Origin of the sequence: Aquisediminimonas profunda (genome assembly GCF_019443285.1) — a bacterium.
Classification (GTDB): domain Bacteria; phylum Pseudomonadota; class Alphaproteobacteria; order Sphingomonadales; family Sphingomonadaceae; genus Aquisediminimonas; species Aquisediminimonas profunda.
In genome coordinates this window covers 1644378-1656052 of sequence record NZ_CP080327.1, presented here as the reverse complement: position 1 = coordinate 1656052, position 11675 = coordinate 1644378, and the positions used below count along the sequence as shown (strand labels likewise).

General features: G+C 59.2%; 11 protein-coding genes. 8 read left to right on the top strand and 3 right to left on the bottom strand.

Features of this window, described 5'->3' with window-relative positions; translation table 11 throughout:
- Positions 1-103: 103 nt before the first annotated feature.
- Complete coding sequence (locus tag K0O24_RS08200; RefSeq protein ID WP_219895342.1) at positions 104-799, top strand: hypothetical protein; 696 nt, start codon at positions 104-106, stop codon at positions 797-799.
- Here K0O24_RS08200 and K0O24_RS08195 read toward each other — a convergent pair.
- Together K0O24_RS08195 and K0O24_RS08190 are read right to left on the bottom strand one after the other, a co-directional pair.
- Positions 796-1110: a hypothetical protein gene (locus K0O24_RS08195; RefSeq protein ID WP_219895341.1), complete on the bottom strand. Its 315-nt coding sequence runs from the start codon at positions 1108-1110 to the stop codon at positions 796-798. The genes K0O24_RS08200 and K0O24_RS08195 overlap by 4 nt on opposite strands.
- The gene (locus K0O24_RS08190; protein WP_219895340.1) at positions 1107-1280 is read right to left on the bottom strand and encodes a hypothetical protein; all 174 of its coding nucleotides are present in this window, start codon (positions 1278-1280) and stop codon (positions 1107-1109) included. Before K0O24_RS08190 ends, K0O24_RS08195 begins: the two co-directional genes overlap by 4 nt.
- A 106-nt stretch (positions 1281-1386) precedes the next feature.
- On the opposite strand from K0O24_RS08190, the gene K0O24_RS08185 reads away from it, so the two are divergent.
- The 4 genes from K0O24_RS08185 to K0O24_RS08170 all read left to right on the top strand — a co-directional run bounded on the left by K0O24_RS08185 (position 1387) and on the right by K0O24_RS08170 (position 8454).
- Positions 1387-2019: a S24 family peptidase gene (locus K0O24_RS08185; protein ID WP_219895339.1), complete on the top strand. Its 633-nt coding sequence runs from the start codon at positions 1387-1389 to the stop codon at positions 2017-2019.
- An 89-nt stretch (positions 2020-2108) separates the two neighbouring features.
- Positions 2109-2315, top strand: coding sequence for a hypothetical protein (locus tag K0O24_RS08180; RefSeq protein ID WP_219895338.1), 207 nt, complete (start codon positions 2109-2111; stop codon positions 2313-2315).
- A 77-nt stretch (positions 2316-2392) separates the two neighbouring features.
- On the top strand, positions 2393-4330 hold the full coding sequence (locus K0O24_RS08175; protein ID WP_246611177.1) for an autotransporter assembly complex protein TamA: 1938 nt from the start codon (positions 2393-2395) through the stop codon (positions 4328-4330).
- On the top strand, positions 4330-8454 hold the full coding sequence (locus K0O24_RS08170; protein WP_219895336.1) for a translocation/assembly module TamB domain-containing protein: 4125 nt from the start codon (positions 4330-4332) through the stop codon (positions 8452-8454). The genes K0O24_RS08175 and K0O24_RS08170 overlap by 1 nt, the downstream gene beginning before the upstream one ends.
- A gap of 3 nt (positions 8455-8457) precedes the next feature.
- Here K0O24_RS08170 and K0O24_RS08165 read toward each other — a convergent pair whose 3' ends face one another.
- Positions 8458-9123 (bottom strand): nitroreductase, encoded by a 666-nt coding sequence (locus K0O24_RS08165; protein ID WP_219895335.1) that lies wholly within the window; start codon positions 9121-9123, stop codon positions 8458-8460.
- Positions 9124-9248: 125 nt separating this feature from the next.
- Between K0O24_RS08165 and K0O24_RS08160 the strand changes: the two genes are divergently transcribed.
- From K0O24_RS08160 to K0O24_RS08150, 3 genes are read left to right on the top strand one after another with little or no spacing between them, the layout of a single operon-like run.
- Positions 9249-10418, top strand: a complete 1170-nt coding sequence (locus tag K0O24_RS08160) for an acetyl-CoA C-acetyltransferase (protein WP_219895334.1) — start codon at positions 9249-9251, stop codon at positions 10416-10418.
- Positions 10419-10441: 23 nt separating this feature from the next.
- Positions 10442-11227, top strand: coding sequence for an SDR family NAD(P)-dependent oxidoreductase (locus tag K0O24_RS08155; RefSeq protein WP_219895333.1), 786 nt, complete (start codon positions 10442-10444; stop codon positions 11225-11227).
- Positions 11228-11231: 4 nt separating this feature from the next.
- On the top strand, positions 11232-11675 hold the full coding sequence (locus K0O24_RS08150; protein ID WP_219895332.1) for an acyl-CoA thioesterase: 444 nt from the start codon (positions 11232-11234) through the stop codon (positions 11673-11675).

The following is an 11675-nucleotide window of genomic DNA, read 5'->3' as shown; positions in this document are numbered from 1 at the left end:
GGTTCGTCTCGATCTGGGACACCGGTTTAATGACCTTCCGGTTGAAGCTACGTTCAGGTCGGCTATGGCATGAAAACCGGATTGCCGGTTTGAAGGATAAGCAATGCCGATGGGTCTCAGTTCGCTAGGCAGGTCGCTGGAAGAGGTGTCGCTTCCCCCTGTCTTGGCTGTCCTGTTTGGCGCCGTGGCCGCAATCCTTGTCTTTGCAACACCTGAGTGGATGTTTGACCAGATGGTCCTGGCCTCCGGCATTCCGCTGCTTGCACCCTCTGTCTCCCCACCCTTTGGCGAAGTGGCCAGGATCATCGCTGCAATCGCGGCGATGTGGCTGGTTGCGGGCATTTTGTGGCCGGCTTTTGCGCTTGTGAGTGCCCTGCTTGCTCCCAAACCGCAGAAGGGCAAAGGATTTCGTATCGAAGCCAGCTTTGATGTCTCGGTGCCTCCACTGCAATTCGAAACGCTCATTCGATCGCCTGTCGGCGACGATCTCGGCTTGGGGCTTGCGCCGGGAACTCCGGTTGACCACGCAACCTCCCGCATCAAGGCTGTGGTTCGCCGCGCCGCCAATTCCAACGAACTGGACACGGCCCCAGGAGAGGTGCCGCTCAAGACCAAGATTGCCCTGCCGGAAGTTGGCGCTGATGAGCTGCATCAGACGGAACGAGAAACTGCTTCGGATGCAATCGCGAGTCGGTCGATTGAGCCACGCAAGTACAAGACACGCAAGCGTCAACAACTGCCCAACGAATCGGTGGACGCAAGCGGCAAGACGCTGGGCGGTTCCGACACGCGGCATTAACTGGCTTCGATTGTCAGGGCTTCGAGTTCGATCTCGACGACATTCGGTCCCCGGGACTGTCGCTGGGCAACCGCAATGTCCGCAACTATATGACCGTCGATATTGAAATCTTGGGACAGGATAGACGCGGTCGCTTCATCGACGCATTGTTCGGCGCCCTCGCCCGCAATACACACGGCAAAGCGATGGCGGGCTCCGACAAAGGTCACGCTTGACCAGCGGTGATGGCTGGAGGACTGGACTCGAGCGAGCGGCGGGTGGAAGCGGCCCGAAATGGCAGCGCGCAAAGCCCCATGAACGTCACAATTCATTGGGCTGACTCGAGGAATGCCTCGATCCGCGATGCGAGGCAACGCCCCATGACCCTGCCTTCGCGCAAATCGAACACGAGCCTCGGGTCGTTGGCGACCTCCCGGCCAAACCGCGTCGGCTTCTGTCCCGTCTTGCGCAAATGCCGTTCGATCTTGCCCAACACACTCATCCAAACCTCCATTCCTGAAATGCGAATCAACCTTGATAGGATTATTCCTATCTGAAAGGAGATTTCCTATTGTGCAAGGAAATTTCCTAACGTAGGAAATTCGGAAATGGATGACGTCAGGACTCATCTGCAAAAACTGATGGAGGACCGCGGGGACGATTGCCTGTCGATCTCGCGCCTTCTCGGTCGAAATGCAGCCTATTTCCAGCAGTATCTCCGGCGCGGCGTGCCGAAGAGACTGAAGGAGGAGGATCGTCGTACCCTCGCAACCTATTTCGGCGTCGACGAGCTTTCCCTTGGTGGCCCGGCATCGCCTGCTCCGGCATCGACGGTTCTCGTGCCGCGCCTTGAACTTGGAGCATCCGCAGGCGCTGGCGCGCATGCCGGCTTGGAACATCGCGCCGGACAGATCGGGTTTGAACGCAACTGGCTCCGCAAGCTTGCATCCAGCCCGGAAGCACTCTCGATCATTCAGGTAGCAGGCGATTCCATGTCCCCTACCCTCGGCGATGGTGACGATATCCTGGTCGACCGTGGCGATGCCGCTGAACGGCTACGCGACGGCATCTATGTGATCCGGATGGACGATGCCCTGATGGTCAAGCGACTTTCGATGCGGCCAGCACACCGGCTGTCCGTTCTCAGCGACAATCCTGCCTATCCCGGCTGGCCGGACGTCGATGCCAGTGCGGTGACCATAATCGGACGAGTTGTCTGGGCAGGTCGCCGCATCAGCTAGATTCTTGGTCAACCAATCCTTTACCAAGGGTTCTCGCCTGATGTTAGCGATTGGCGCCTAATTCGCGTGGCTCCCGAGACGGAGCAAGCATGTCCCCCCTCATTGCAGATCGAAAGACGCTGGATGATGCCACTGACCTGATGGCAACATTTGGCAGCTTTGCCGAAACGGAGGCCGCACTTCGTGCCGAGCGAAGCCGTGATCGAGGCAATGCAATTCTGTTTTGCCATTGGCGGCAGGTGGAACGCCTGATTGTTGCACTTCATGCAGAAGGCGTGAACGGCACGGTTCACTAATTCCTGACTGGCGGCGAATATGACCAGCCGCTAGACACTGGTCCATGTTGGCCTGTTCGCTATGCCGTCCGCCTTTAGTGGCTCTTGTGATGCTTGCGTCTCTGGCCTCGGTAAATGGAGCATCAGCCCAATCGACAGAACCAACCGCGCAGGAGCTCGTTCCCGATTCGCCAATGGCAGAAATGCCGGACATCGGCGTGGACTGGCCGGACATGCAGGCACAAGAGGCCGAGCTACCGAGCTCCCCTGATGAAGCAGCTGAGGCTGCCCAGCGTGCAACCGAGATTGTTGGAGAGCGCCGTTATCGCATTGTGATCGAAGGCCTTGATCTGGCCGGCAAATCTTCGGTCATCGAACGCTTCAACAGTGTATCGACTTTGAAAGCGGGCGAAGGCAAGCCCGCCAACGTCGCCCAGATCGATCGGCGCGCGCGCGAAGACGCAGATTTGCTCAGCGACGTGCTGCGGGCAGAGGGATATTACGACGCCAATGTCGAAACATCAGTGGAAGCAGGCGATCCGCGCCAACTTGTTGTGACTTTGCGAGCCGATCCCGGACCAATTTACCGTTTTTCTCAAGTGCAGGTGACAGGTCTCGAGGAGACGGGCGCCAAGAGTGAGGAACTGCGCAATGTCTTTGCCGTCAATCCGAAAGATGCCGTTGACGCCGACACGGTCGTCCAAGCGGAAACCGATCTGGCCAACAGGATCAAGCAAAAGGGCTTTCCCTTTGCCAAGGTGAGCGATCCGGAAGTCCTTGTCGACCATGATGCGCGTACCGCGACATTGACGATGCACGTGGAGCCAGGCGGCGAGCGCAAATTCGGCGCAATCGTCCTAACCGGTAATAAGCTGCCCTTTGATGCCAAGCATGTTGGACGCATTTCGAGGTTCAAGACAGGCGAAGTCTTCGATCAATCAAAACTCGACGACCTGCGGCGCGCACTCGTCGCAACGGGGCTTGTGTCCCAAGTCCGTATAACGCCTGTCCCGGCGTCCGATCCTGTGCTCGCCGATGTTGCAGTGGTACTCGAGCCGGCAAAAATGCGGACGATCGCTGCCGAAGCCGGATACAGCACCGGTGAAGGCATCCGCGCGGAGGTGAGTTGGACCCACCGCAACCTGATCAGGCCGGAAGGAGCCGTCACCTTTCGGGGGGTCGCTGGCACACGCGAGCAATATCTGGGCGCGATTCTCCGCCAATCCAATTTCCGGGCCCGCGATCAGGTGCTCAACGCAAATATTTACGCGAGCAAGGTGAACCGAACAGCCTATGAAGCGCGCACCCTCGGCCTTGGACTCGGATTTGAGCGACAGACGAACATCATCTGGCAGAAGAAGTGGACCTGGAGCCTGGGCACCGAACTGCTTGCATCGCGGGAACGGGATTCGACCAAGATTGCCAATGCGCCTCGCAAGACTTTTTTCATCGCCGCATTCCCTGGAACACTGAATTATGACGGCTCGGACGACCTGCTTGATCCCAGCAAGGGCTTTCGGATCGGCTTGAGGCTCTCGCCCGAGGTTTCCCGACAGTCCGGAACCTTCACCTATGCGCGCGCCCAATTTGACGGGAGTTACTATCTGCCCGCGGGTAACCGCGTCGTCCTGGCTGGACGCGTTCGCGTCGGATCGATCCTGGGTGCCGGGACCCAGTCCATCGCGCCATCCCGGCGCTTCTATTCAGGAGGCGGTGGCTCGGTTCGCGGCTATGGCTACCAGTTGATTGGTCCACGCGACGCCGCCAATACGCCCATTGGTGGAAGAAGCCTTACCGAATTCGCAGTTGAAGCGCGGATAAGGCTGGGCAGCTTCGGCATTGTGCCATTCCTGGATGGCGGTAACGTCTACACGTCCCCGATGCCGAAATTCTCCAAGTTCCGCCTTGGTACCGGGATTGGGGCACGCTATTACTCAAGCTTCGGCCCGATCCGCATCGATGTAGGCACACCGCTCAATCGGCAGACGGGGGATTCGCGCATTACCGTCGCTGTCTCTCTGGGCCAGGCATTCTGATGCGCGCCGTTCGCTGGATAACGATCGCATTGGGCGGGCTGGTTTTGCTCAGCGCCTTCCTGCTCTGGATTGCCGATACCAGCATTGGACACAGGTTCCTCGCAGACCGGATTGCCGCCCTGTCCCCTGCCTCCGGGCTCAAGATCCGCATCGGCCGGATCGATGGTTCCATTTACTCCAGGGCCCGACTCAGAGATGTCCGTCTTTACGATCCCAAAGGTCTGTTCCTGCATGTGTCCGACGCACGCTTGCATTGGACGCCGGCAAGCTGGCTCGCCAATCGGCTTGATATCACAAGCCTCGATATCCCGACAGCAACGCTACACAAATTTCCAAAATTGCGCCCTTCGGCCAAGAAGTCGTCGATCCTCCCCGGCTTTGACATAAGTGTTGGACGGCTCGCCGTGGACAGGCTCGTGATTGAGCCGGGCGTGGCAGGCAGCAAGAGGCGGATCGGCCAAATGTCGGCGAGCGTGGACATTCGTCGCGGTCGCGCACTGATCAAGTTGAAGGCAGACGCTGCCGCTGGCGATCGACTCGCGCTGATGCTCGATGCCGAGCCCGACGGCAACCGCTTCGATTTGGATGCGGACTTGAATGCACCGGCAGGTGGCGTTTTCGGCCAGATGATCGGTACGGCTCGGCCAGTCGTATTGCATGTTGGCGGTGACGGAACATGGGCGAAATGGGAGGGCAAGTTCCTGACCCGTGTTTCCGGAACGCAGGTTGCGAATCTGCGACTGTCAAACAGCGCCGGAAATTTCGCGTTGGACGGAGAGCTTGCGCTTGGCTCCATTACGCAAGGCAAGCTCCAGCGGCTCTCATCGCCGCTGCTGCGCATTCGCGGAGCGGGAACGCTCGCCGATCGCAAGTTCAAGGGTAATTTGCGATTGGCGTCCCAGGCGCTGGCGGCAGATTTTTCAGGCTCGGCCGATCTGGCCTCCAATCGCTTCACCGTCCTGAACATCAATGCGCGCCTGCTTCAACCGCGCGCGCTTTTCCCCAACATGACCGGTCGCGACATAACGCTCAAAGCGCGGCTCGACGGAGCCTTTGGTGCACCGAATTTCGACTATCTGCTAACTGCGCCCTTTGTTGCCTTTGACAAGACCGGTCTGGAGCAGGTGCGTGCCTCGGGCCAGGGACGGTTTGGGAAATCGCCTGTTCTCGTTCCCCTTAAACTTGCGGCCAGTCGCATAACCGGAGTCGGGGATGTGGCCGGAGGTATATTGGCCAATATCTCCGTTACGGGTCTGCTCAGTGTCACATCCAAAGCGTTGACCGGTGATGGGCTGGTCCTCAAGTCCGACAAGCTTTCAGGAAAATTGACGCTTTTCGTCGATCTCAAGACGGGCCGATTTGACATTGGCATGGCTGGCCAACTCCAGCGCTACCTGATTCCGGGACTTGGGATTGTCGACGTCAAAAGCGAACTCAAGGTTGTCCCGGGCGCCGGCGGCCACGGAACCCAGGTCGTCGGGCGCGGTCAGGCTTGGGTGCGGCGGCTCGACAACAGCTTCCTTGCAGGCCTCACACACGGCCTTCCGTCGATTGATACCGGGCTGACGCGCGGGCCTGACGGGATCGTTCATTTCGTCCATCTGAAGCTCAGCTCGCCCGGCCTTTCACTGACGGGCAATGGCTATCGCCGTCATGACGGCACCTTCTTTTTCGAAGGTGCGGGACGACAATCCCAATATGGCCCGATTTCGAGGTTCGTCCTTGATGGCCATATCGAACGGCCAAGGATCGATATGGACCTGGTCCGACCGAACGACGCGATGGGCCTCCAGAACGTCCATTTGCTGATCGAGCCAAATTCGGCCGGATTTGCTTGGCAGGCGAATGGCGGTTCGCGCTTGGGCAGCTTTACGGGCAACGGGGCCATTTTATTGCCGCTGCACCAAGCTGCGACAGTTACCGTCGCGTCGCTCACTGCATCGAATATCACGGCCAAGGGTGCGCTGCATTCCATCTCCGGGGGCTTTTCCGGCCAATTGGCGCTTGAGGGCTCTGCAACGGGAACTCTCGATTTCTCGCAAGTTGGCGGTCTGCAGCAGATTGAAGCCCATGTGAAAGCGCGCGATGCCGAACTTGCGGGCCCACCCGCCGTGTCCGCACGGCGCGCCAGCTTTGATGGCCTGATACGGCTAGACCCCGCGGGCACGTGGATCGACGGGTCCATGACAGGGCAGGGCCTGACCTATGAGGGCATCAAGCTTGCAAGGCTCGCCGCAAACATGAAGCTGCGCGGCGGAAGCGGATCTGTAACAGCATCATTCGCGGGGTCCCGCGGGCGCGCCTTCGACCTTCAGACCGACGCCCGGATCAGCCCGGACCGGATCGAGCTGATGGGCTCGGGAACGATCGACCGGAAGCCTGTGCGCTTGGTTAGCCCGGCCATACTGACGAAAGAGGGCGAAAGCTGGCGCCTCCGCCAAGCCGCGCTCGAATTTGCCGGCGGTCGCGCTCAGGTTTCGGGATTGTTTGGGTCGGGTGCGACAGAATTCAATGCCAACGTCTCGCAAATCCCATTGGCGATTGTCGACATGCTGTTTCCGCGCTCTGGCCTTGGTGGCAGCGCAAGCGGTACGGTCTCTTATCAGCAATTGGCCGGTCAGCTTCCAAGTGGCCGTGCCGATGTGCGCATCCGGGGCCTGACGCGTTCGGGATTGGTATTGTCGTCTCAACCCGTGGACGTCGGACTGACGGCGGTACTGACCTCCGGCAACGCAGCGGCGCGGGCCGTCGCAGTCAGTGCAGGACAAATCATCGGCAGGGCGCAAGTCCAGATCCGCCCAACGCAAGCCGGAAGCCTGGTGGCGCGGCTGAAGGAAGGTCGGATTTTTGCGCAGCTGCGCTTCAATGGTGCAGCCGACACACTCTGGCGTTTGACGGGCATCGAGGGCTTCGACATGTCCGGGCCGGTCGCGATCGGAGCAGATATTACGGGAACGACGGGCAATCCGATCATACAGGGCTCTGTCCGCACGGCCAATGGTCGGCTCGAAAGCGCTGCGACAGGCATGGTCATTACGGGTATCAAGGCAAGCGGTCAGTTTGGCGGATCGAAGCTGGTCATCGACAATTTTTCCGGCACAGCAGGGAGCGGCACGATTTCCGGTCGCGGTAGTTTCGACTTCACGACGGGTCAGCGACTTGGAATGAACCTTGCTCTTCGCGCCGAAAATGCGGTGGTGCTGGCACGGGACGATATCGGCGCGACAGCGACTGGCCCCATAAACTTTGTTTCGGACGGACATGGTGGCGGTGTAATCTCGGGAGACCTCGATCTGGTCCGAAGCGCATTCCGGCTCGGCCGTGCGACAGCCGCTGCGGCGATTCCCCGCCTGAACGTTCAGGAAATCAATGTTGTTGCCGAGGACCGGGCGCAGGGTCTTCCCTCAAGCCCGTGGAAATTCGACATCAAGGCGCGCGCACTGAATCGCCTCAACGTAACGGGGCTTGGCATTCAAAGCGAATGGCGCGCAAATCTCCAGATTGGCGGATCCGTTACCGAACCGGCCATCGTTGGCCGGGCAGACCTCGTCAGGGGGTCCTACGAATTTGCCGGACGCCAGTTCGATCTCCAGCGCGGCACAATCCGTTTCCAGGGTGAAGTTCCGGCAGATCCGACCCTCGACATTCTGGCAACTGGAGACACCCAAGGGCTCACGGCATCGATCCGCGTGACTGGAACCGGCCAGCGCCCGGAAATAGCCTTTTCGAGCACGCCTGCCCTGCCCGAAGACGAACTCTTGTCGCGACTGCTGTTCGGAACATCGATCACGAACCTTTCTGCACCCGAGGCGTTGCAACTTGCCGCTGCCATTGCGTCGTTACAGGGCGGCGGAAATGGTCTCAACCCCATCAATGCCCTGCGCAATGCAATCGGCCTGGATCGCCTGCGGATCCTGCCCGGAGATGTCGTGACCGGCCAGAAGACTTCGGTTGCCGCCGGCAAGTACATTACGCGCCGCGCCTATGTCGAAATCATCACCGATGGCCAGGGCTATTCTGCAACGCGCGCGGAATTCCAGATCACGCGCTGGCTTTCGGTGCTTTCAAGCATCTCGACAATTGGTCGCCAGAGCGCGACCGTCAAAATCTCGAAGGACTATTGAAGGTCAACCGTGCAGGGTCAGCCATTCGCTTGACGGTGCGCGCGTTGGCACAAGGCTGTTGGCCGGATCATCGGGATCCTTGTATCCGATCGACATGCCTGTCCAAAGGATACGGTTCTCCGGCGTACCCAGAAAAGCGCCGATGGTCTTGGGATAGACCGCCCAGCATTCCTGAGGACATGAGTCGAGGCCCGCTTCGCACAGAAGCAGGCAGATGTTCTCGAGCATCATGCCGCAATCGCCCCATTGCGGCGGCCCCATCTGGCGGTCGATAGTCAGAAACAATCCAACCGGCGCATTGAAGAATTGAAAATTGCGGGCAAACCATATCGCGCGCCCTTTCCGGTCTTCCCGGGCTATTCCAATCGCGCCATAGAGCATTTCTCCAACCTCAAACCGACGATCCGCATAGGGCGATGAAAGTTCGCGCGGATAAATATCATATTCCTGCTGCTCGCTCTCCCGTGCAGCGATCTTTTCAGCCATGATGGCTTTCAGCTTTTTCATCGAGTCGCCATGGACAAGGTCGATGTGCCAGGGTTGAAGGTTACCGCCGGTGGCGGCTCGTGCCGCACGTTCGACAATATCCTTCACCAGCGCGATATCGACTGGCTTGTCGAGAAACCCGCGAACCGAGCGGCGATAGGCAACAGCTTCGGAAACATTCATGATCCACATTCCCTCAAAATGATCAGATTGTCATAAAGATCAGGCAGTGCAACTTTCCCTTGCCGTAAACGTCAATTTGCGCAAGTGGCATCCCATCATTCAAGTCCAAGACAAGGAGTCGAACCATGGCGACAGCCTATATTGTTGATGCCGTCCGCACTGCCGGCGGAAAGCGTGGGGGCAAACTGGCGGGTGTTCACCCTGTCGACCTCGGCGCGGCTGTGTTTGATGCGATCGCTGACCGCAACAATTTTGACACCAGCGCGATTGACGATGTCATCACGGGCTGCGTTTCGCAGGGCGGCCAGCAGACGATGGATCTGGGGCGCAATGCCGTGCTCGCATCGAAGCTTCCGGACAGTATCCCGGCTGTCACGATAGACCGCCAGTGCGGTTCGTCGCAGCAGGCAATGATGTTTGCAGCCCAGGCAATCATGTCCGGCACGCAGGATATTGTGCTGGCAAGCGGGATTGAAAGCATGACGCGTGTGCCGATGGGTTCCGTCGCCACATTGTTCATCAAGGAAGGCCTGGGCCATTACAAATCCCCCCGGCTGGAGGAAAAATATCCGGGCATCATGTTCAGCCAATTCATGGGCGCCGAAATGATCGTCAAGAAGCACGGGTTCACCAAGGACGACCTCGACGCATTTGCCCTGGAAAGCCATTTGCGCGCCAAGGCCGCGACCGAAGCAGGCCATTTCAAGAACGAAATCGTCGTGCTGGATATTGAAACGCCCGAAGGCATGGCCAAGCACAGCGTCGATGAAGGCATTCGCTTTGATGCCACGCTTGAAGGCATCGCTGGCGTCAAGTTGCTGCAGGAAGGCGGCTCCATCACGGCGGCGACCAGCTCGCAAATCTGTGACGGTGCTTCGGCTGCGCTGATCGTATCGGAACAGGCTCTGAAGGATCACGGGCTGACCCCGCGCGCGCGCATCCATCACATTTCCGTTACGGCCGGTGACCCGATCATCATGCTCGAAGAGCCACTTTTTGCGACCGAAAAGGCACTCAAGAAGGCGGGCATGAAGATCGAGGATATTGACGCCTATGAAGTCAACGAAGCCTTTGCTCCGGTACCGCTTGCCTGGATGAAGTACCTCGGCGCGCAGCATTCGCGCCTCAACCAGCATGGGGGTGCAATCGCATTGGGCCATCCGCTGGGCGCGTCCGGGACGAAGCTCATGGCAACGCTGCTCGGCGTGCTTGATGCAACGGGCGGCAAATACGGCTTGCAGACGATGTGCGAAGGCGGCGGTCAGGCGAACGTCACGATCATCGAACGTCTTTAATCCTCCCAGCAAAAGGAAAACCCATGAAACTCGATTCATCCATTTCGGCCGTCATTACGGGCGGCGCATCTGGCCTTGGCGCGGCGACCGCGCGCGCGCTCGCTGCAAAGGGCGTGAAGGTCGCAATCTTCGACCTGCAGAAGGAAAAGGGCGAAGCCGTTGCTGCCGAAATCGGCGGCGTATTCTGTGAAGTGAACGTGACAAGCGATGAGAGCGTCGCTGCCGGTTTTGCAAAGGCTCGTGCCGCCAATGGGCAGGAGCGAATCCTCGTCAACTGCGCCGGCACCGGTGCAGCGATGAAGACCGCAAGCCGTTCAAAGGAAGATGGTTCGATCAAGTTCTATCCGCCTTCGGCATTTGACTGGCTGATCCAGATCAACCTTGTGGGCACGTTCCGGTGCATTGCCATGTCTGCGGCTGGCATGATGACGCTGGACCCGGCCAATGAAGACGGGGAACGCGGCGCCATTGTCAACACGGCGTCGGTCGCGGGCGAAGACGGCCAGATGGGCCAGGTTGCCTATTCGGCGTCCAAGGCCGGTGTCATCGGCATGACACTTCCGATCGCACGTGACCTCATGAGCGAAGGCATTCGCGTCAACACCATCCTCCCGGGCATTTTCGAAACCCCGCTGATGATGGGTGCTCCGCAGAATGTGAAGGATGCCTTGGCTGCGTCCGTTCCGTTCCCGAAGCGCCTCGGCAAGCCGGAGGAATATGCCCATCTTGCCCTGACCATGATCGAGAACGGCTATTTCAACGGCGAGGACGTCCGCCTCGACGGCGCAATTCGCATGGCGCCACGCTGAGGCTGTGGCCAAACCGGAAAGCTGGCGGCTCATCCCCGCCAGCTACCCCATATTGCTTGACGTCCAGACCCGGTTTCAGGATCTCGACCCGAACGGGCATCTGAATAACGTTGCCTTTGCTGCGTTGTTTGAACACGGCCGTGTCCGCCTCAATCGCGATGTCCGCCCGATGGGCGAACGGCCGGGCAATGAGCGGACAATGGTCGCTGCAGTTACAATCAATTATCTGCGCGAAGGCAGCTATCCGGATGACGTCGTCGTTGCATCAGGCATCGGCCGGATCGGATCGTCGAGTTGGACAATCGAGCAGGCCATGTTCCAGCACGGCCATTGTATCGCAACCTGCGATACGGTTGTGGTCTGCCGCACAGACAATGCGGCCCAACCTCTTCGCGCCGAGCTGCGGGAGCAGCTTGAAAAGATGCTCACGACTGGCCCAATCGGCTAA